The sequence below is a fragment of the Ramlibacter sp. AN1133 genome, from assembly GCF_037890035.1.
Classification (GTDB): domain Bacteria; phylum Pseudomonadota; class Gammaproteobacteria; order Burkholderiales; family Burkholderiaceae_C; genus Ramlibacter.
Window position 1 is genome coordinate 92,543 of sequence record NZ_JBBKTQ010000013.1, and the last position, 20,124, is coordinate 112,666.

The 20,124-nt window shown below is 68.7% G+C and carries 15 protein-coding genes; 7 read left to right on the forward strand and 8 right to left on the reverse strand.

All coding sequences use genetic code 11. The features are described from left to right. Positions 1 to 25 precede the first annotated feature (25 nt). The 3 genes from iscR to uvrB all read right to left on the reverse strand — a co-directional run bounded on the left by iscR (position 26) and on the right by uvrB (position 3,414). Entirely contained in the window at positions 26 to 562 is a 537-nt protein-coding gene (gene iscR, locus WG923_RS18655) for a Fe-S cluster assembly transcriptional regulator IscR (RefSeq protein WP_340352488.1), read from the reverse strand. Positions 563 to 779: 217 nt separating this feature from the next. Continuing rightward, positions 780 to 1,274, reverse strand: coding sequence for a low molecular weight protein-tyrosine-phosphatase (locus WG923_RS18660; RefSeq protein ID WP_340352489.1), 495 nt, complete (start codon positions 1,272 to 1,274; stop codon positions 780 to 782). A gap of 28 nt (positions 1,275 to 1,302) precedes the next feature. Further along, the gene (gene uvrB, locus WG923_RS18665) at positions 1,303 to 3,414 is read right to left on the reverse strand and encodes an excinuclease ABC subunit UvrB (RefSeq protein ID WP_340352490.1); all 2,112 of its coding nucleotides are present in this window, start codon (positions 3,412 to 3,414) and stop codon (positions 1,303 to 1,305) included. Between the two features lie 94 nt (positions 3,415 to 3,508). On the opposite strand from uvrB, the gene WG923_RS18670 reads away from it, so the two are divergent. The 7 genes from WG923_RS18670 to WG923_RS18700 all read left to right on the forward strand — a co-directional run bounded on the left by WG923_RS18670 (position 3,509) and on the right by WG923_RS18700 (position 12,758). After that, complete coding sequence (locus tag WG923_RS18670; RefSeq protein WP_340352491.1) at positions 3,509 to 4,708, forward strand: amino acid aminotransferase; 1,200 nt, start codon at positions 3,509 to 3,511, stop codon at positions 4,706 to 4,708. Then, positions 4,689 to 6,173 carry a TIGR03862 family flavoprotein gene (locus tag WG923_RS18675; RefSeq protein WP_340352492.1) on the forward strand — a complete coding sequence of 495 codons (1,485 nt, stop codon included), beginning with the start codon at positions 4,689 to 4,691 and terminating at the stop codon, positions 6,171 to 6,173. Before WG923_RS18670 ends, WG923_RS18675 begins: the two co-directional genes overlap by 20 nt. Positions 6,174 to 6,222: 49 nt before the next feature. Then, entirely contained in the window at positions 6,223 to 6,393 is a 171-nt protein-coding gene (locus WG923_RS18680; RefSeq protein ID WP_340352493.1) for a hypothetical protein, read from the forward strand. A 58-nt stretch (positions 6,394 to 6,451) separates the two neighbouring features. After that, positions 6,452 to 8,170 (forward strand): NAD(P)/FAD-dependent oxidoreductase, encoded by a 1,719-nt coding sequence (locus tag WG923_RS18685; RefSeq protein WP_340352494.1) that lies wholly within the window; start codon positions 6,452 to 6,454, stop codon positions 8,168 to 8,170. Between the two features lie 149 nt (positions 8,171 to 8,319). Then, a complete protein-coding gene (locus WG923_RS18690; protein WP_340352495.1) occupies positions 8,320 to 9,708 on the forward strand; it encodes a polyhydroxyalkanoate depolymerase in 1,389 nt (462 codons plus the stop codon). Beyond that, positions 9,705 to 10,358, forward strand: coding sequence for an electron transport complex subunit RsxB (gene rsxB, locus WG923_RS18695; RefSeq protein ID WP_340352496.1), 654 nt, complete (start codon positions 9,705 to 9,707; stop codon positions 10,356 to 10,358). The genes WG923_RS18690 and rsxB overlap by 4 nt, the downstream gene beginning before the upstream one ends. A gap of 270 nt (positions 10,359 to 10,628) precedes the next feature. Beyond that, a complete protein-coding gene (locus WG923_RS18700; protein ID WP_340352497.1) occupies positions 10,629 to 12,758 on the forward strand; it encodes a TonB-dependent receptor in 2,130 nt (709 codons plus the stop codon). Between the two features lie 114 nt (positions 12,759 to 12,872). On the opposite strand, the gene WG923_RS18705 is transcribed toward WG923_RS18700, so the two are convergent. The 5 genes from WG923_RS18705 to WG923_RS18725 all read right to left on the reverse strand — a co-directional run bounded on the left by WG923_RS18705 (position 12,873) and on the right by WG923_RS18725 (position 20,116). Next, complete coding sequence (locus tag WG923_RS18705; protein WP_340352498.1) at positions 12,873 to 13,313, reverse strand: CBS domain-containing protein; 441 nt, start codon at positions 13,311 to 13,313, stop codon at positions 12,873 to 12,875. 55 nt (positions 13,314 to 13,368) lie between these two features. Next, positions 13,369 to 14,424 carry a 2-oxoacid:ferredoxin oxidoreductase subunit beta gene (locus WG923_RS18710; RefSeq protein WP_340352499.1) on the reverse strand — a complete coding sequence of 352 codons (1,056 nt, stop codon included), beginning with the start codon at positions 14,422 to 14,424 and terminating at the stop codon, positions 13,369 to 13,371. Beyond that, a complete protein-coding gene (locus tag WG923_RS18715) occupies positions 14,421 to 16,244 on the reverse strand; it encodes a 2-oxoacid:acceptor oxidoreductase subunit alpha (RefSeq protein WP_340352500.1) in 1,824 nt (607 codons plus the stop codon). Before WG923_RS18715 ends, WG923_RS18710 begins: the two co-directional genes overlap by 4 nt. Beyond that, a complete protein-coding gene (locus WG923_RS18720) occupies positions 16,241 to 18,070 on the reverse strand; it encodes an FAD-dependent oxidoreductase (RefSeq protein WP_340352501.1) in 1,830 nt (609 codons plus the stop codon). Before WG923_RS18720 ends, WG923_RS18715 begins: the two co-directional genes overlap by 4 nt. A gap of 117 nt (positions 18,071 to 18,187) precedes the next feature. Continuing rightward, positions 18,188 to 20,116, reverse strand: a complete 1,929-nt coding sequence (locus tag WG923_RS18725; RefSeq protein ID WP_340352502.1) for a putative bifunctional diguanylate cyclase/phosphodiesterase — start codon at positions 20,114 to 20,116, stop codon at positions 18,188 to 18,190. Between the last annotated feature and the right edge of the window lie 8 nt (positions 20,117 to 20,124).

Genomic DNA, 20,124 nt, shown 5'->3' on the forward strand with positions numbered 1-20,124 from the left:
GGCGTCTGGATCCGTCGTGCTGTTCTTATTGCTTGGCGAAGGAATTCCCCAGCGCGAACACCGAGTTCGGAGCGTTCACGCGGATGGGCTTGACCACGGGCGCGCTGGAGATCGCGCGCTTGGTGGCCGGCTTGTCCTCGATCTGCATGCCCTTGGCGAGCTGGTCGTCGACCAGCTTCTGCAGCGTGACCGAGTCGAGGAATTCCACCATGCGCTGGTTGAGCGCCGACCACAGCTCGTGCGTCATGCAGCGGCCGCCGTCGCCATGGCAGTTTTCCTTGCCGCCGCACTGGGTGGCGTCGATCGGCTCGTCGACCGAGACGATGATGTCCGCGACCGTGATCTCCGCCGCCTTGCGGCCGAGCGTGTAGCCGCCCCCCGGCCCGCGGGTGGATTCCACCAGCTCGTGCCGGCGCAGCTTGCCGAACAACTGCTCCAGGTAGGACAGCGAGATCTGCTGCCGCTGGCTGATCGCCGCCAGGGTGACGGGACCGTTGTTCTGGCGCAGCGCCAGATCGATCATTGCGGTGACCGCAAAGCGGCCTTTGGTAGTGAGACGCATCGCTAGCTCCTTCCTGCTGGCTTGCTTGCCGTACCTTGCCAGCGCCCGCTGGCAAGGCCGTCTCCACCCATGGTTCCGGCTGTGTTGCAAATGCCGGCCCTCGACCGGCCTACGTGGGCCGGCTGTTTTCTGAATATCCTGGGTTCCTGACTGTTTCCGTCAAGTATACCAGAAGCCCCGGCTCCGGGCTCGGGTACTCCGGTCTTTTTGCGCTGCATCAACCCTCTTGGAGATTGGGCTTGCAGCGGATGTGTTGGAGCAGTCCTACACACGCCGCCTCGACGTGGTCGAGAACCGTTTCGAAGCCTCGGTCGCCGCCGTAGTACGGATCGGCCACCACATCGGCCAGCCCTTCCGGCGCGAATTCCATCAGGCGCTTGAGCTTGTGGCGGTGCTGCGGCGGGCAGTCTTCCTCGAGCAGGCGCAGGTTCTCCCAGTCCATGGCGCAGATCAGGTCGAACCGCTCGAAATCCAGCTCCTGCACCTGGCGGGCCCGCAGGTCCGTCAGGTCGTAGCCGCGCAGCGAGGCATGGTGGGCGCTGCGCTCGTCCGGCGGCGAGCCGACGTGGTAGTCGTGCGTGCCGGCCGAGTCGGTGCGGATGCGGTCCTGCAGGCCGGCGTCGCGCACCATGTGGCGGAAGACGCCCTCGGCGGTGGGGCTGCGGCAGATGTTGCCCATGCAGACGAAGAGGACGCGGAAGACGGTCGGCATGGAGGGATTTTCACCTGTGCCGCGCCGGTCACCCTTTCTTGCCCACCTGGATCGGCACGACGTTGTCGTGCACCACCGCCCCGAACGCCTGCTCCTTGAGCGCCGCCAGCTGGTCGCGCACGCGCGCGGCCTTCTCGAATTCGAGGTTGCGGGCATGCTCCAGCATCTGCTTTTCCAACTGCTTGATGCGCTTGGAGATGTCCTTCTCGGACATGTCCTCCACCATGGCGCGCTGCAGTTCCTGCTTCTCCTGCTCCTTGCTCGCCTTCTCGCTGTAGACGCCGTCGATCAGGTCGCGGATCTGCTTGCGGATGCTGCGCGGCGTGATGCCGTGCTCCAGGTTGTAGGTGACCTGCCGGGCACGCCGGCGTTCCGTCTCGCCGATCGCCCTGGCCATCGAATCGGTCATCCGGTCGGCATAGAGGATGGCCTTGCCGTTCAGGTTGCGGGCGGCGCGGCCGATCGTCTGGATCAGCGAGCGCTCGGCACGCAGGAAGCCTTCCTTGTCGGCGTCCAGGATGGCCACCAGCGACACCTCGGGGATGTCCAGGCCCTCGCGCAGCAGGTTGATGCCCACCAGCACGTCGAACTGGCCCAGGCGCAGGTCGCGCAGGATCTCGACCCGCTCCACCGTGTCGATGTCGCTGTGCAGGTAGCGCACCTTCACGCCGTTGTCGGCCAGGTAGTCGGTCAGCTGTTCGGCCATACGCTTGGTCAGCGTGGTGATCAGCACCCGTTCGTTCTTCTCCACGCGCAGGCGGATCTCCTGCAGCACGTCGTCGACCTGGTGGGTTGCGGGCCGCACTTCCACCTCGGGGTCGATCAGGCCGGTGGGGCGCACGAGCTGCTCCACCACCTGGCCGGCATGGGTCTTCTCGTAGTCCGCCGGCGTGGCCGAGACGAAGATCACCTGGCGCATGCGCGCCTCGAATTCCGCGAACTTCAGCGGCCGGTTGTCCATCGCCGAGGGCAGCCGGAAGCCGTACGCCACCAGCGTTTCCTTGCGCGCGCGGTCGCCGGCGTACATGCCATTGAGCTGGCCGATCATCTGGTGGCTCTCGTCCAGGAACATCAGGGCGTCCTTGGGCAGGTAGTCCGTCAGGGTGGACGGCGGCGCGCCCGGGGGCGCCCCGGACAGGTGCCGGGTGTAGTTCTCGATGCCCTTGCAGTGCCCCAGCTCGGCGAGCATCTCCAGGTCGAAGCGGGTGCGCTGCTCCAGGCGCTGGGCCTCCACCAGCTTGCCCTCGCCCACGAAGTACTTCACGCGCTCTTCCAGCTCCAGCTTGATCGATTCGACCGCCGAGACCACTTTCTCGCGCGGCGTCACGTAGTGGCTGGAGGGGTAGACCGTGAAGCGCGGCACCTTCTGCCGGATGCGGCCGGTGAGCGGGTCGAACAGCTGCAGCGTTTCGATCTCGTCGTCGAACAGCTCGATGCGGATGGCGAGCTCCGAGTGTTCGGCCGGGAAGATGTCGATCGTGTCGCCGCGCACGCGGAAGGTACCGCGCGCGAAATCCTGCTCGTTGCGGTTGTACTGCATGCGAATCAGCTGCGAGATCACGTCGCGCTGGCCGATCTTGTCGCCCACCCGCATGATGAAGCGCATCTGGGTGTAGTCCTCGGGGGCGCCGATGCCGTAGATCGCGCTCACCGTGGCCACGATCACCGTGTCGCGCCGCTCCAGCACGCTCTTGGTGGCCGACAGGCGCATCTGCTCGATGTGCTCGTTGATCGAGCTGTCCTTCTCGATGAACAGGTCGCGCTGCGGCACGTACGCTTCGGGCTGGTAGTAGTCGTAGTAGCTCACGAAGTACTCCACCGCGTTGTGCGGGAAGAATTCGCGGAACTCGCTATAGAGCTGCGCCGCCAGCGTCTTGTTGGGGGCGAACACGATGGCCGGCCGCCCGAGGCGGGCGATCACGTTGGCCATGGTGAAGGTCTTGCCGGAGCCGGTCACGCCCAGGAGGGTCTGGAAGACCTCGCCGTCCTGCACGCCTTCGACCAGCTTCTCGATCGCCTCGGGCTGGTCGCCCGCGGGCGGATACGGCTGGTACAGCTCGAAGGGCGAGTCCGGGAACGTCAGGAACGTGCCCTTTTTCTCCTGCTGCTGGGCCTCTTCGGTCTGGGGGATTGCACTCATTCGGGTTATTCCGGGGACGACCCCTTAAAATTGCGGGCAGCCGGCCAGCGTACAACAGGCCGGGCGTCTTTGCCACCGCATCCCAAGGAACCCCATGTCTCTCTTCACCGCCGTCGAAATGGCGCCCCGTGACCCGATCCTGGGCCTGACCGAGCAGTTCGTCGCCGACCCCAACCCGAAGAAGGTGAACCTCGGCGTGGGCGTGTACTACGACGACAACGGCAAGCTGCCGCTGCTGCAGTGCGTCCAGAAGGCGGAAGAGAAGATGATGGCGGCGCATGCCGCCCGAGGCTACCTGCCGATCGATGGCATCGCGGCCTATGACGCCGCGATCAAGAGCCTGGTATTTGGGGCCGATTCGGAGGTCGTCAAGGCCGGCCGCGTGGCCACCGTGCAGGCCCTGGGCGGCACCGGCGGCCTGAAGATCGGCGCCGACTTCCTGCACAAGCTGAACCCGCAGGCCAAGGTCCTGATCAGCGACCCGAGCTGGGAAAACCACCGCGGCATCTTCCGCGACGCCGGCTTCACGGTCGAAACCTACCCGTATTACGACGCGGACAAGCGCGGCATCAACTTCGACGGCATGCTGACGGCCCTGGGCACCGCCGAGGCCGGCACGGTCGTCGTGCTGCACGCCTGCTGCCACAACCCCACCGGCTACGACCTCACGCCCGCGCAATGGGACCAGGTGGTCGCCGCCGTCAAGGCCCGCAAGCTGGTCGCCTTCCTCGACATGGCCTACCAGGGCTTCGCCCAGGGCATCGCCGAAGACGGCCTGGCGGTGCAGAAGTTCGTGGCCTCGGGCGAGGACTTCTTCGTCTCCACCTCGTTTTCCAAGAGCCTGAGCCTGTACGGCGAGCGGGTGGGCGCCCTGTCCGTGCTGTGCCACGACAAGGACGAAGCCACGCGGGTGCTGTCGCAGCTGAAGATCGTGATCCGCACCAACTACAGCAACCCGCCCACGCACGGCGGCCAGGTCGCGGCCACGATCCTCAACACGCCCGAACTGCGCGCCCTGTGGGAAGAGGAACTCGCCGCCATGCGCGTGCGCATCAAGCAGATGCGCGTGGCGATCGTCGACAAGCTCAAGGCTGCCGGCGTCAAGCGCGATTTCAGCTTCATCGCGCAGCAGGTCGGCATGTTCAGCTACTCGGGCCTGACGAAGGACCAGATGCTGCGCCTGCGCAACGAGTTCGGCGTGTACGGCATCGACAGCGGCCGCATCTGCGTGGCGGCCCTGAACAGCAAGAACATCGATTACGTGGTCGAGTGCATTGCCAAGGTCGTCCAGTAGCGACCCCGCTTCGCCCGCCCGCGTCGCCGTGATCGGCGGCGGGCCGGCGGGCCTGATGGCCGCCGAAGTGCTCGCGCAGGGCGGCGTCGCCGTCGACCTGTTCGACGCCATGCCCTCGGTCGGCCGCAAGTTCCTGCTGGCCGGCCGCGGCGGCCTGAACCTCACCCATTCCGAGCCGACACCGAAGCTGCTCGCCCGCTACGGCGAGCGCAGCGACGACCTGCGCGCGGCGGTCGAAGCCTTCGACGGTCCCGCCGTGCGCGCCTGGGCCGAGGGCCTCGGCATCCCCACCTTCGTCGGCACCTCCGGCCGCGTCTTTCCGCAGGACATGAAGGCCGCGCCGCTGCTGCGCGCCTGGCTGCACCGCCTGCGCGGCATGGGGGTGCGGCTGCATGCGCGCCATCGCTGGACGGGCTGGACCGGGGATGGCGCCCTGCGCTTTGCCACGCCGGAGGGCGAGGTCGTGCACGCCGCGGCGGCGACCGTGCTGGCGCTGGGCGGCGCAAGCTGGCCGCGGCTGGGATCCAACGGCGCCTGGGTCGCGTTGCTGCAGCAGCGCGGCGTGGACATCGCGCCCTTGCAGCCCTCCAACTGCGGCTTCGACGTGGTGCCGACCGGCCCCGGGCGCGCCGGCTGGAGCGATCACCTGCGGCAGCGCTTCGCGGGCCAGCCGGTGAAGACGGTCGCCGCGGCGGTCGGCGTGCCCGGTTCCGGTTCCGGCTCCGGTTCCGGTTCCGGTTCCGGTTCCGGTTCCGGCTCCGGTGCCGGTGCCGGTGCCGGTGCCGGTGCCGGTGCCGGTGCCGGTGGCGGTGCCGGTGCCGGTGCCGGTGCCGGTGCCGGTAGGCTGGCGGTGAGCCCGCAGGCGAACCCCAGCGCTTCGCGCATCGCTGGGGTTCCTGACGTCACCCCAGCCTACCTGCAGGGTGAGTTCGTCGTCACCGAGACCGGGATCGAAGGCAGCCTGGTCTACGCGTTCAGCGCGCCCTTGCGCGAGCAGATCGCGCGCGACGGCCAGGCGACTTTCCTCGTCGACCTGCTGCCGCAGCACACCGCCGCGCAGGTGCTGGCCGAAACGAGCCGGCCGCGCGGGCCGCGCAGCCTGTCCACGCACCTCAAAAGCCGGCTCGGCCTCCAGGGCCTGAAGATGGCGCTGCTGCACGAACTGCTGACCCCGGAGCAACTGCACGACCCGGCACGGCTCGCGCAGGCGCTCAAGGCCCTGCCCATTCCCCTGGCGCGGCCGCGGCCGGTCGAAGAGGCGATCAGCACGGCCGGCGGCATCCGCTTCGAAGCGCTGGACGGCCACGGCATGCTGCGCGCCCTGCCCGGCGTGTTCTGCGCCGGCGAGATGCTGGACTGGGAAGCGCCCACGGGCGGCTACCTGCTGACGGCGTGCTTCGCGACCGGCCGGACGGCCGCGCAAGGGGTGTTGCAGTGGCTCGCGGGCCCCCCGGCCGCGGCCTGAGGGATAATCGCCGGTTCCTTTCCCCAACCCACCACCCGACGGAGCAGTCATGGGCAACAAGATCATCACCGAAGCGGATCGCCGCGCCACCCCCCGGCCCGCCGCCCCCAAGGGCGTCACGCTGACCCCGACCGGCCGCGGCCAGAAGGTCAGCCTCGAGCGCGGCTCGCACACCCGCAGCAAGAAGAACCCGGGCAAGCGCCCGCACAAGGGCGGCTGATCGCCATCCGCCTGCAGCGCGCCGCCCGAGGGCGGCGTTTTGCATTCAGGCCACCCCCATGCTGAGAATCACCGAGCTTCGCCTGCCCCTGGACCACGCCGAGGACGCCCTGCGTCCCGCCGTCGCGCGGCGGCTCGGGATCGCCGACGCCGACCTGCTCTCGTTCAACGTGTTCCGGCGCGCCTGGGATGCGCGCAGGAAGAGCGCGATCGTCCTGATCTACACGGTGGACTGCGAACTGCGCGACGAGGCCGCGGTGCTGGCGGCGCACCAGGGCGACCCGCACGTGCGATCCGCGCCGGACACGACGTACCGCTTCGTCGGCCACGCGCCGGCGGACTTCCGGGCGCAGGAGCGGCCGCGCCCGATCGTGGTGGGCTTCGGCCCCTGCGGCATCTTCGCGGCGCTGCTGCTGGCGCAGATGGGCCTGCGGCCGATCGTGCTGGAGCGCGGCAAGGAAGTGCGCCAGCGCACCCAGGACACCTGGGGCCTGTGGCGCCGCGGCGTGCTGAACCCGGATTCGAACGTGCAGTTCGGCGAAGGCGGCGCCGGCACCTTCAGCGACGGCAAGCTGTGGAGCCAGATCAGCGATCCGCGCCACCTCACGCGCAAGGTGCTCGCGGAATTCGTGAAGGCCGGCGCGCCGGAAGAGATCCTGTTCGTCGCCAAGCCGCACATCGGCACCTTCCGGCTGGTGGGCATGGTGGAGAAGATGCGCGCCGAGATCGTGGCGCTCGGCGGCGAGATCCGCTTCGGCCAGCAGGTGACGGACGTGCTGATCGAGCCCGATGGCGCGGGCCTGCACCTGCGCGGCGTGACGCTCGCCTCGGGCGAGCAGCTGCGCGCGGACCACGTGGTGCTCGCCCTGGGCCACAGCGCGCGCGACACCTTCGCGATGCTGCACCAACGCGGCGTGTTCATGGAGGCCAAGCCCTTCTCGGTGGGCTTTCGCATCGAGCATCCGCAGGGCGTGATCGACCGCGCCCGCTTCGGGCCCAACGCGGGCAACCCCATCCTGGGCGCGGCCGACTACAAGCTGGTGCACCACGCGAAGAACGGGCGCGGCGTCTACAGCTTCTGCATGTGCCCGGGCGGCACGGTGGTGGCGGCGACTTCCGAGCCCGAGCGCGTCGTGACCAACGGCATGAGCCAGTATTCGCGCAACGAGCGCAATGCGAACGCCGGCATCGTGGTCGGCATCTCGCCGCAGGACTACCGGCAGGACGGCCTGGCCGAGGGGCCCGTGAACCCGCTCGATGGCATGCGCTTCCAGCGCTTCTGGGAATCGCGCGCCTACGAGCTGGGCGAAGGCGGCTACCGCGCGCCGGGGCAGCTGGTGGGCGACTTCGTGAAGAAGCAGGCCAGCAGCGTCATGGGCAAGGTGCTGCCCTCTTACCAGCCGGGCGTGCACCTGACGGACCTGGCGCAGCCGGGGCGCGAAAGCCTGCCGGCCTACGTGCTGGATGCGATCCGCGAGGCCATTCCTGCCTTCGACCGCCAGATCGCCGGCTTCGCCATGCGCGACGCCGTGCTCACCGGCGTGGAGACGCGCACCTCCTCGCCGCTGCGCATCACGCGCAACCGGCAGTACGAGAGCCTGAACGTGCGCGGGCTCTACCCGGCCGGGGAAGGCGCGGGCTACGCGGGCGGGATCATGTCGGCGGGGGTCGACGGCATCGAGGTGGCCGAGGCGGTGGCGCGCGCCATGCTGGGCATCGTCGGCGACACGCCTGTAGAGCAGCATGCCGTCGGGCCCTCGGTGATGCAGGCGATCTAGGCTCGGCAGCCCGGCACTCCGCCGGCGCCGTGAAAGATTTCCTTACCTTTTCGACGAACGGGCCGCTTCCTGACTCATCCTTGGCCCGGCGTCAGGCAGCGTGGGGTCGCGGCTGGTATATTGCAGTGCAACAAACCCCCGGAGCCCCCATGCTCTACCAGATCTACGAGGCGCAGCGCTCGCTCATGGAGCCCTTCGCCGATTTCGCGCTGGCGGCTTCCAAGCTGTACAGCAACCCGCTTTCCCCGTTCGGGCAACACCCGTTCGCGCAGCGCATTTCCGCCGGTTTCGACCTGATGTACCGGCTGGGCAAGGACTACGAGAAGCCGGAATTCGGCATCACGACGCTCGACATCGACGGCGTCGACATCGCCGTGCAGGAACGCATCGAGATCAACAAGCCGTTCTGCGAGCTGCGCCGCTTCAAGCGCTTCTCCGACCATCCGCACACGCTGGAAACGCTGCACGGGCAGCCCGCGGTGCTGATCGTGGCGCCGCTGTCCGGCCACTACGCCACCCTGCTGCGCGACACGGTGCGCTCCATGCTGCGCGACCACAAGGTGTACATCACCGACTGGCGCAACGCGCGCATGGTGCCGCTGTCCGAGGGCCGGTTCCATCTCGACGACTACGTCAACTACGTGCAGGAGTTCATCCGGCACCTGCAGGCGCGCTACGGCAACTGCCACGTGATCAGCGTGTGCCAGCCCACGGTGCCGGTGCTCGCGGCCGTGTCCCTGATGGCCACGCGCGGCGAACTCACGCCGCTGACGATGACCATGATGGGCGGCCCCATCGACGCCCGCAAGTCGCCCACCGCGGTGAACAACCTGGCGATGAACAAGAGCCACAACTGGTTCGAGAGCAACGTGATCTACCGCGTGCCCCCAGGCTTCCCGGGCGAGGGCCGGCGCGTGTACCCGGGCTTCCTGCAGCACTCCGGCTTCGTCGCGATGAACCCGGACCGGCACCTCTCCAGCCACTACGACTACTTCAAGCACCTGATCGCGGGCGACGACACCTCCGCCGAGGCGCACCGGCAGTTCTACGACGAGTACAACGCCGTCCTCGACATGGACGCGGACTACTACCTCGACACGATCCGCGTCGTGTTCCAGGAATTCCGCCTCGTCAACGGCACCTGGGACGTGGCCAGCCCCGAGGGCGAGCTGGAACGCGTGCGCCCGGAGGACATCACGACCACCGCGCACTTCACCATCGAGGGCGAGCTGGACGACATCTCCGGCTCCGGCCAGACGGAGGCCGCGCACGCGCTCTGCTTCAACGTGCCCAAGGACCGCCAGAAGCATCTGGAGGTCAAGGGTGCGGGCCACTACGGCATCTTCAGCGGCCGCCGCTGGCGCGACGCCGTGTACCCGCAGGTGCGCGACTTCATCGCCCGCTTCCACGACATCGCGCCGATGCCGGCCCGCAAGGCGCCGGCGCGCCAGGCCGTGGCCGCCGCGCGCCGCAGCACGGGCGAGGCACGCACCACCGCGCCGCGCGCTTCGAGCCGCAAGCGCGCCGCGGGCAAGTGACGCCGCTGGCGGCGCGGCTGCACGCCGCGCTGCCCCAGACGCAGTGCACCCGCTGCGGCTACCCGGATTGCGCCGGATACGCCGAGGCCGTCGCGGCGGGCGAGGCGCAGATCAACCAGTGCCCGCCCGGCGGCGCGCAAGGAATTGCGCGCCTGGCCGCCATCACCGGCCGGCCCGTGCTGCCGCTCAATCCCGCCAACGGCGTGGAAGCTCCGCGCACCGTCGCCGTCATCGACGAGGACTGGTGCATCGGCTGCACCCTGTGCCTCGATGCCTGCCCCACCGATGCGATCCTGGGCGGCAACAAGCGCATGCACACCGTGATCGAGCGCTACTGCACCGGCTGCGAGCTGTGCGTGCCGGTGTGCCCGGTCGACTGCATCGCACTGGAGAACGCCAGCGGCGAGCGCACCGGCTGGCAGGCGTGGTCGGACTCCGAGGCGCGGCAGGCGCTGGCGCGCTACGAAGAGCGCAAGGTGCGCAAGGAGCGCGAGGCGCGGGACCACGCCGTGCGCCTGGAGGAGAAGGCCCGCGCCAAGCTGGCCGACCTGCCGGCGCTCACGCATGGGGCCGAGGGCGAGGAGCTCGCGCGCAAGAAGGCGGTGATCGAGGCGGCACTGGCGCGCGCGCGGGCCAAGCGGGGGGCTTAGCCTCCGATCCGGGAACGCGCGGCATTCGTAGGCTGGTGGTGAGCCGCGCAGCGCGCGAACCCCAGCGATGCGCGAAGCGCTGGGGTTCCGGCGCTGTCGCGCGTCACCGCCAGCCTACGTCCCGCGCCGCCCACCGGCAACGCAACTTCACTTTCCAGTTGCGAATTATTCTCATCCAGACGATACTGGCGACCTCATTCATCGTCCACCCTCGGCGAGCCAGACCCGGTTCATCCCTCCAGCCAGCCGCAACCATCCAGGAGCTTCCTCATGGTGCGTGCCTTCCGGCTGCAGCCTTGCCTCGTCGCGGTTCTCGCCGCCCTCCCCGCCCTTTCCTTCGCCGAAACGACGCTGCGGGAGGTCGAAGTCCAGGCCCAACCCGAACGCGCCGACGGCCCCGTGCAGGGCTACCGCGCCAGGCGTTCCTCCACCTTCACCAGGACCGACACGCCCCTGAAGGAGGTGCCCGCCTCCATCACCGTGGTGCCCGCCGACCTGATGAAGGACCAGGCCATGCGCGGCATGGACGACGTGCTGCGCTACGTGCCCGGCGCCACCGTGCACCAGGGCGAAGGCAACCGCGACCAGGTCGTGCTGCGCGGCAACAGCACCACGGCGGACTTCTTCGTCGACGGCGTGCGCGACGACGCGCAGGTGTTCCGCGACGTCTACAACCTCGAGCGCGTCGAGGTGCTCAAGGGCCCCGGCGGCATGGCGTTCGGCCGCGGCGGCGCGGGCGGCGTGGTGAACCGCGTGACGAAGAAACCCGTGTTCGGCCGCATTGCCGAAGCCAGCCTCACCGCGGGCAGCTTCGGCCAGGCGCGCGGCACGGTGGACATCGGCAACAAGGCGAGCGACACGCTCGCCTGGCGCCTCGATGCGATGGCCGAACACGCCGACAGCTTCCGCCACGGGGTGGACCTGCGGCGTGCCGCGATCAACCCCGTGGTGACCTGGGCCGCCGGCGCCGCCACCGCCGTCACGCTGGGCCTGGAGCACACCGAGGACGAGCGCACCGCCGACCGCGGCATCCCCTCGCGCAACGGCCTGCCCTTCGACACGGGCCGCGGCAGCTTCTTCGGCAACGCGGACCAGAGCCACGCGCGCAGCACGGTGGATTCGCTCTACTCCATCCTGGACCACGACCTGGGCCGCGGCCTGGCCCTGCGCAACACCTTCCGCGCCACCCGCTACGACAAGTTCTACCAGAACGTGTTCCCGGGCAGCGCGGTGAACGCGGCGGGCACGATGGGGATCTCCGCGTACAACAACGCCAACGACCGCACCAACGTCTTCAACCAGACCGACCTCACGGCGAAGCTGAAGGCGGGCGGGATGGACCACACGCTGCTCGCCGGCCTGGAGCTCGGGCACCAGGACAGCCGCAACGAGCGCCGCAGCGGCCTCTTCGGCAGCACCGTGGGCACGATCAACGGCGTTCCCGCGAGCAACCCGGTCGCCACCGCCACCGGCTTCGACTTCCGCGGCACCGACGCCAACAACCGCGTGAAGTCCGACATCCTGGGCCTCTATGCGCAGGACCAGCTCGCGCTCACGTCCGCGTGGAAGCTGCTGGCCGGCCTGCGCTACGACGTGTTCAAGGTCGATTTCGACGATCGCCGCACCACCCTCACGCCCACCGACCTGCAGCGCACCGACCGCGCGTTCAGCCCTCGCCTGGGGCTGACCTGGACGCCCGATGCGCGCTCCACGTACTACGTGAGCTACGGCTACGCCTTCCTGCCCTCGGGCGAGCAGCTCGGACTGGCCACCAGCACCGCGGACCTCGCGCCGGAGAAATCCACCAACTACGAGATCGGCGCGCGCTGGGACGTGCTGCCGCGGCTGACGCTGTCGGCCGCCGCGTTCCGCCTCGACAAGGACGACGTGCGGGCCAGGGACCCCGCCGGCAGCGGCCTGTTCCTCAAGACCGGGCAGCAGCGCACCCAGGGCATGGAGCTCGGGCTGCAGGGCCAGGTCACGCCGCGCTGGCAGGTGTACGGCGGCTATGCGCAGCTCGACGCGAAGGTGAGGAAGGCGCTCAACACGGGCACGGACGCGAACGCCGCCGCGATCCCCGTGGGGCGGCGCATCGCGCTGGTGCCGCGCAACACGCTGTCGCTGTGGAACCGCTGGGAGATCGGCGCCGGCTGGGCCGCGGCGCTGGGGCTCGTCCACCAGGGCGAATCGTTCGCCTCGATCAGCAATGCGGTGAAGCTGCCGGCGTTCACGCGTGCCGATGGCGCGGTGTACTACACCTTCGCGGGCGGCAGGACGCGGGTGGCGCTCAACGTGGAAAACCTGGCGGACAGGAAGTACTACCCGACGGCGGATGGGGACAACAACATCACCGTGGGCGCGCCGCGGTCGGCGCGCCTGACCGTCACGACGACGTTCTGAGGCTGGAGCGCCGGGGTTCGGCCTGCGGCGCTCACCTCCAGCCTGCCCGACGCGTGCTTCCCGTAGGCTGGCGGTGAGCCGCGCCAGCGCGCGAACCCCAGCGATGGAACGCGTTCAACCCAGCGCGTCGTTCACCTGCTCGTTGAACTCGGTCTGCGACAGCGCCGCGTCGACTTCGCGCGGCAGCGCGTCGCGCACCGAGAAGACGCCCATCACCTTGTGCTCGGGCCCGATGATCGGCAGGTGGCGGAAGCCCCGTTCGATCATCATCAGCACGGCGTCCGAGACCTTGGTCGTCGGCGTCACGCACAGCGGGTTGGACGTCATCACCTGGGCGAGCGTGGTCTGCTTCGGGTCGAGCGCGCGCGCCAGCACGCGGGTGGTGAGGTCGCGCTCGGTCACGATGCCCAGCAGCTTGTCGGGCGGCTCCATCACCAGCACGCTGCTGAAGTTGGCCCGCGTCATGGCGCAGGCCGCCTCCCACACGCTGGCCTGCGGCTGGAGGCTCAGGATGACCCGCTTCGGGATCGACTGGAAGACGGTACGTTCGGCCATGGCGACCCCCTTTTCCTTGTCAGTGCTGGTCCCCCTTTTTACGGGGAAGTCGGTTTCAGCGCAATGACGCGTTGATCTTTTCGAGCGCCGAAACGCCCGGACACAGGTGCGGCGCTTCCAGCGTGTTGAGCGGACGCGCCGTCGTGTTCAGCGCCGTGTGCAGGTCGGTCGCCAGAGGGTCAACATAGAGCAGCCCGGTGACAATCTCGCCGCGCACCTGATGCTCCTGCATGAAGGCCATCGCCCGGCGCCGGTCGGTCGGGTCGTAGTCCTTGTGCAGGCTGCGCAGGCGCAGCAGCGTGCCGTCGTGCTGGCGCACGTCCACCGCTTCGCCCGGGGCCGCCTCGGCGGTGATCTCGCTGCGCGGCGTGATGAAGTCGATGCGGCTCACCGCCTCGTTGTGCTCGCGCACGTAGTCGTAGCTGCGGGTGCTGCCCGGGTGGTTGTTGAAGGCCACGCAGGGGCTGATCACGTCGATGAACGCCGCACCACCGTGGGACATCGCGCCCTTGATCAGCGGCACCAGCTGCGCCTTGTTGCCCGAGAAGCTGCGCGCCACGTAGGTCGCGCCGAGCTGCAGGGCCATGCCCACCAGGTCGACCGGGCTGTCGCTGTTGATCACGCCCTTCTTGCTCTTGGAGCCCGCGTCGGCAGTGGCGGAGAACTGGCCCTTGGTGAGGCCGTAGACGCCGTTGTTCTCGACGATGTAGGCCATGCGCACGCCGCGCCGCATGGCGTGGGCGAACTGGCCCAGGCCGATGGACGCGGAGTCGCCGTCGCCGGAGACGCCGAGGTACAGCAGTTCGCGATTGGCGAGGTTGGCGCCGGTCAGCACCGAAGGCATGCGCCCGTGCACCGTGTTGAAGCCGTGCGAGGCGCCCAGGAAGTAGTCGGGCGTCTTGGAGCTGCAGCCGATGCCGGACAGCTTGGCCACCCGGTGCGGTTCGATGTCGAGTTCCCAGCAGGCCTGGATGATCGCGGCGGAGATCGAGTCGTGGCCGCAGCCGGCGCACAGCGTGGAGATCTTGCCCTCGTAATCGCGGCGCGTGTAGCCGACGCGGTTCTTCTCCAGCGACGGATGGTGAAGCGGCGGCTTCGCGATATAGGTCATGCCACTTTCTCCCTCTTGTCCTGCACTTGCGCGGTGATGGCCTGGGTGATGAAGCGGGCGGTGATCGGAGTGCCGTCGTAGTGCACCACCTTCACCAGCCGGGCGGGATCGACCTCGAGTTCGTTGACCAGCAGCGAGCGCATCTGGCCGTCGCGGTTCTGTTCGACCACGAACACCTTGTCGTGCCTGGCGATGAAGTCCGCCACGCTGTCGGGGAACGGGAAGGCGCGCAGGCGCATCGAGTCGACGTGGATGCCCTGGCCGGCGAGCACTTCGAGCGCCTCGTTCATCGCGGGGCTGGTCGAGCCATAGAAGATCACGCCCAGCTTCGTGTTGCTGACCGCGCGCCGGACCACCGGCTGCGGCACCAGCGTGGCCGCAGTCTTGAACTTGAGGACCAGCCGCTCCATGTTGTAGACGTAGTCGGGTCCGCGCTCCGAGTAGCGGGCGTACGGGTCGCGCGTGGTGCCCCGGGTGAAGTACGAGCCCTTGGTGGGGTGCGTGCCGGGCAGCGTGCGCCAGGGGATGCCGTCACCGTCGACGTCCTTGTAGCGGCCGAAGTCCTTGCCGGCTTCGAGCTCCTCGTAGGTCATGACCTTGCCGCGGTCGTACTCCTTGCCCTCTTCCCATTCGAAGGGATTGCACAGGCGCTGGTTCATGCCGATGTCGAGGTCGGTCATCACGAACACCGGCGTCTGCAGGCGGTCGGCCAGGTCCAGCGCCTTGGCCGTGTGCTCGAAGCACTCGTGCGGGTCTTCCGGCAGCAGCAGCACGTGCTTGGTGTCGCCGTGCGAGGCGTAGGCGCAGCACAGGATGTCGGCCTGCTGCGTGCGCGTGGGCATGCCGGTGGAGGGGCCGCCGCGCTGCACGTTGACGATGGTCACCGGGATCTCGGCGAACTGCGCCAGGCCGATGAATTCGGTCATCAGCGATACGCCCGGGCCCGACGTCGCCGTGTACGCGCGCGCGCCGTTCCAGCCCGCGCCCACCACCATGCCGATCGAGGCGAGTTCGTCCTCGGCCTGCACGATCGCGTAGTTGTTCTGGCCCGTGTCCTTGTCGACGCGCAGCTTGCTGCAGTATTTCTGGAAGGCTTCGGCCACCGACGACGAAGGCGTGATCGGGTACCAGGCCATCACCGAGGCGCCGCCGTACACCGCGCCCAGCGCGCAGGCGCTGTTGCCGTCCACGAAGATGCGGTTGCCCACGCGGTTGGACCGGCGCACGCGGATGCCCAGCGGGTACTGCAGGTGCTCCTCGGCGAACTCGCGCCCGAGGTGCAGCGCCTGCACGTTGGAAGCGAGCAGCTTTTCCTTGCCGCGGTACTGCTCGCCGAACAGCTTCTCGATCTCCTTGGCGTCGATCTCCAGCAGCACCGACAGCGCGCCCACGTAGACGATGTTCTTGAACAGCTGGCGCTGGCGCGGATCGTCGTAGACGGCGTTGCAGATTTCCGTGAGCGGCATGCCGATCACGTGCACGTCGTCGCGGAACTTCGACGGCGGCAGCGGCCGCGTGTTGTCGTAGAACAGGTAGCCGCCGGGCGAGAGCTCCGCCACGTCGGCGTCCCAGGTCTGCGGGTTCATCGCGACCAGCATGTCCACGCCGCCGCGCCGGCCCAGCCAGCCCTTCTCGGTGACGCGCACCTCGTACCAGGTGGGCAGGCCCTGGATGTTGCTCGGGAAGATGTTGCGCGGGCTCACGGGCACGCCCATGCGCAGGATGGACTTGGCGAACAGCTCGTTGGCCGAGGCGGAGCCCGAGCCATTCACGTTCGCGAACTTGACGACGAAGTCGTTGACGGCTTCGATGCGGTTCATGCCGCCACCTCCTGCTGCTTGCTCGCTTCGCGGCGGCTGCTGCCCGCCAGCGCGTTCTTGAACATGAACTTCTGCATGTCCCACGCGCCCGTCGGGCAGCGCTCGGCGCACAGGCCGCAGTGCAGGCACACGTCTTCGTCCTTCACCATCACCCGTCCCGTCTTCAGGTGGCCGGACACGTACAGGTCCTGCGCCAGGTTCAGGGCCGGCGCCTTCAGGCGCTGGCGCACTTCGGGCTCCGCGCCGTCGGGCGTGAAGGTGATGCAGTCCATCGGGCAGATGTCCACGCAGGCGTCGCACTCGATGCAGGCGCTCTGGTTGAACACGGTCTGCACGTCGCAGTTCAGGCAGCGCTGCGCTTCCTTGAACGCCGTCTTGGCGTCGAAGCCCAGTTCCACCTCCACCCGGATGCTGGCCAGCGCCTTCTCCGCCTGCGCCCATGGCACCTTGAAGCGGATGTCCAGGGAGGTCTCGTTGTCGTAGCTCCACTCGTGGATGCCCATCTTCTGGGACATCAGGTTGGTCAGCGGCGACGGCCGCGCGTGCGGGTCCTGGCCACTCAGCAGCAGGTCGATCGACACCGCCGCCTCGTGCCCGTGCGCCACCGCGGTGATGATGTTCTTCGGCCCCAGGGCCGCGTCGCCGCCGAAGAACACGTTGCGCACGGTGGACTGGAAGGTCACCTTGTCCAGGACGGGCAGGCCCCACTTGTCGAATTCGAGCCCGGAATCCCGCTCGATCCAGGGGAAGGCGTTCTCCTGGCCGACGGCGATCAGCACCTCGTCGCAGGCGAAGAAGGCATTCGGCTCGCCAGTGGGCACCAGGCTGCGGCGGCCCTTGTCGTCGTACTCGGCGCGCACGATCTCGAACAGCATGCCGGTGAGGCGGCCGTGCTCGTGCACGAAGGCGAGCGGCACGTGCATGTTGATGATGGGGATGCCTTCGTGCATGGCATCCTCCTTCTCCCACGGCGAGGCCTTCATCTCCTCGAAGCCGCTGCGCACGATCACCTTCACGTCGGTGCCGCCCATGCGGCGGGCGGAGCGGCAGCAGTCCATCGCGGTGTTGCCGCCGCCCAGCACGATCACGCGCTTGCCCACCGTGGTGATGTGGCCGAAGGACACCGAGGCGAGCCAGTCGATGCCGATGTGGATGTTGGCGGCGGCCTCCTTGCGGCCGGGGATCTCGAGGTCGCGCCCGCGCGGCGCGCCGCAGCCGACGAAGATGGCGTCGTAGCCCTGCGCCATCAGCGCCTTCATGGAGTCGATGCGCTGGCCGCCCACGAAGCGGGCGCCGAGTTCGAGCACGTAGCCCATCTCCTCGTCGATCACCGATTCGGGCAGGCGAAAGCGCGGGATCTGCGTACGCATGAAGCCGCCGGGCTTGGGCTCGCCGTCGAACACGGTCACTTCGTAGCCCAGCGGCGCGAGGTCGCGGGCGACGGTCAGCGAGGCCGGGCCCGCGCCGACGCAGGCGATGCGCTTGCCGTTGCGCTTCGGCGCCGGCTGCGGCATGCGCTTCTTCACGTCCTCCTTGAGGTCCGCGGCGACGCGCTTGAGCCGGCAGATCGCCACCGGCTCGGGCTCACCGGCGTTGCTCTTCTCCACGCGCCCGCGCCGGCAGGCCGGTTCGCACGGACGGTCGCAGGTGCGACCGAGGATGCCGGGGAAGACGTTGGACACCCAGTTGATCATGTAGGCGTCGCCGTAGCGGCCCTGCGCGATCAGTCGGATGTATTCGGGGACGGGGGTGTGCGCGGGACAAGCCCACTGGCAATCCACCACCTTGTGGAAATACGCCGGATTGGCGATGTTGGTCGGTTGCAAGAACCCTCCTGGACTGCACGGCCCGTTTCATGGGCCTCTTCCAGTCTACGCCGCTGGTGCGCAGGCTGCCTCTCGGTGGATTCCACTACGAAGAGCAGAGCGCGCAGTTGACGAAGCTCAGGAAAGATCGCCTGGGGTCGAAATGCGCACGGGGCGCCCGCCGCGCGTCAACCACTTCGCGGCGAACACCAGCCCAGTGACAGGCTCGCCCAGATGGCGGCCCTGGGCCTGCTCGAAGCCGTTCTTCTTCAGGAAGGCAAGCTGTTGCGCCGTCTCCACGCCGCAGGCCACGCAGGACAGCCTGAGCCGCCGCGCGATGTCGGCGATCCCGAGCAGCATCGCCTGCACCGTCGCATCGCGCTCCACGTCGCGCACGAAGGAGGCATCCGGCATGATCTCGTCGCAGGGCAGCTGGCGCAGGTGCGAGATCGATGCGCTCGCCCCGAAGCGGCCCAGCGCGATGCGCACGCCCTTCTTGCGCAGCCCCGCGATGGCCGTGGCCTCCTTGGCCGGCAGGTTGTCCAGCGCCGAGACCTGCTGCAGCTCCAGCGAGAGCTGGCGCGCGTCCACGCCGTTCGCGAGCGCCGCGTTCACCAGGTGCACGAGGTCGCTCGGCCGCATGTTGGCCAGCGAGACCTTGACCGCGATGGGCACCGCCTGCAGCCCCGCGCTTCGCCAGTTCTTCATGTGCTTCATCAGCAGCTCGAAGAGCCATTCGGTCAGCACCACGTCCATCTCGGAGCTGCCGGCCAGGTCCATCAGCTCGTCGCCTTCGATGATGCGGCCCGAGGGGTGCTTCCAGCGCAGCAAAGCCTCGCCGGCCACGACGCGGCCGCTGGCCAGTTCCACGCGCGGTTCGTACAGCAGTTCGATCTCGTCGCGGCTGACCGCGTGGCGCAGTCCGGCGCTCAGGTCCAGGCGGCTCAGCGCCAGGTCCTTGAACTGCGGCGAGAAGAATTCGTAGCGGTGCGGGCCCGCGAGCTTGGCATGGCGCAGCGCCAGGCCCGCGTTGCGCATCAGCACGTCGGGTTCGCTGCCGTCGTTCGGGAACACCGACACGCCGACGCTGCAGGTGACGAACAGCTCGGGAAAGCCCGAGCGCTGGAAGCTCACCGTGGAGTCCTCCAGCAGTTTGTTGATGAAGGCGGCGCTCGGCACGCCCTCCATGTACGGCACGATGATGGCGAACTCGTCGCCGTCGAAGCGGTAGAGGCTCGGGTTGTGCTGCTCCGAGCTGAGCTCGCCGCCGTGCTCGGTCTGCACGCAGCTGGCCAGGCGCTTGGCCACCCGCTGCAGCAGCTGGTCGCCCACGCCGCGGCCGAGGGCGTCGTTGATGCGGCCCAAATTGTCGACGCCGACGTGGATCAGCGCGCCGGGATGGTCGCTGGCGAGCGCCTCGTCCAGCACCGAGGCCAGGTCCTTGCGATAGCGCTGCTTGTTCGGCAGGCCGGTCAGGCCGTCATGCTGGCCCAGGTACTCGCGGTAGGCGCTGGCGGCCAGCGTGTTGCGGATGCGCAGGGCCAGCTCGCTCGGGTCCACCGGCTTGGACAGGAAGTCCATCGCGCCGAGCGCCAGCGCCTTGAGCTTGACCTGCGCGTCGGTGCTGCTCGTGAGCACGATGGCCGGCACGTGGCGCAGCACGCTGTCTTCGCGCATCGCCGCGAGGATGTCGAGGCCGCTGACCTTGGGCATGCTCAGGTCCAGCAGCAGCACGCCCGGCGGCTCCTTGCGCATCATGGGCACCGCGCGCTCGGGCTGGTCGGTGTGCACGAAATGGCGGTAGCCGGCATCGGCCAGGAAGGCCTCGGTCATCTCGATGTTCAGCATCTCGTCGTCGACCATCATGATCAACGCCTCCGAGAGGCCCATCGAGCGGTTGCGCCCGGCCTCGTCCTGCGGCGCGAGCGCGCGCAGCTCCTTCATCGACAGCCGGTCCTCCCCGGGGGCGAACACCGTCGGCTGGGTGGCCAGCATGTCGCGATCGGAATCGCTGTCGCTGTCCGTGTTGTCGCGGCGCTGTCTCCCGACGCCTTCGATTTTGCTCATCGTTACAT

Excerpts from the sequence above, each read along its gene's own strand:
- iscR (WP_340352488.1), bottom strand. The coding sequence starts at position 562 with ATGCGTCTCACTACCAAAGGCCGCTTTGCGGTCACCGCAATGATCGAT.
- WG923_RS18660 (WP_340352489.1), bottom strand. The coding sequence starts at position 1,274 with ATGCCGACCGTCTTCCGCGTCCTCTTCGTCTGCATGGGCAACATCTGC.
- uvrB (WP_340352490.1), bottom strand. The coding sequence starts at position 3,414 with ATGAGTGCAATCCCCCAGACCGAAGAGGCCCAGCAGCAGGAGAAAAAG.
- WG923_RS18670 (WP_340352491.1), top strand. The coding sequence starts at position 3,509 with ATGTCTCTCTTCACCGCCGTCGAAATGGCGCCCCGTGACCCGATCCTG.
- WG923_RS18680 (WP_340352493.1), top strand. The coding sequence starts at position 6,223 with ATGGGCAACAAGATCATCACCGAAGCGGATCGCCGCGCCACCCCCCGG.
- WG923_RS18685 (WP_340352494.1), top strand. The coding sequence starts at position 6,452 with ATGCTGAGAATCACCGAGCTTCGCCTGCCCCTGGACCACGCCGAGGAC.
- WG923_RS18690 (WP_340352495.1), top strand. The coding sequence starts at position 8,320 with ATGCTCTACCAGATCTACGAGGCGCAGCGCTCGCTCATGGAGCCCTTC.
- WG923_RS18700 (WP_340352497.1), top strand. The coding sequence starts at position 10,629 with ATGGTGCGTGCCTTCCGGCTGCAGCCTTGCCTCGTCGCGGTTCTCGCC.
- WG923_RS18705 (WP_340352498.1), bottom strand. The coding sequence starts at position 13,313 with ATGGCCGAACGTACCGTCTTCCAGTCGATCCCGAAGCGGGTCATCCTG.
- WG923_RS18710 (WP_340352499.1), bottom strand. The coding sequence starts at position 14,424 with ATGACCTATATCGCGAAGCCGCCGCTTCACCATCCGTCGCTGGAGAAG.
- WG923_RS18715 (WP_340352500.1), bottom strand. The coding sequence starts at position 16,244 with ATGAACCGCATCGAAGCCGTCAACGACTTCGTCGTCAAGTTCGCGAAC.
- WG923_RS18725 (WP_340352502.1), bottom strand. The coding sequence starts at position 20,116 with ATGAGCAAAATCGAAGGCGTCGGGAGACAGCGCCGCGACAACACGGAC.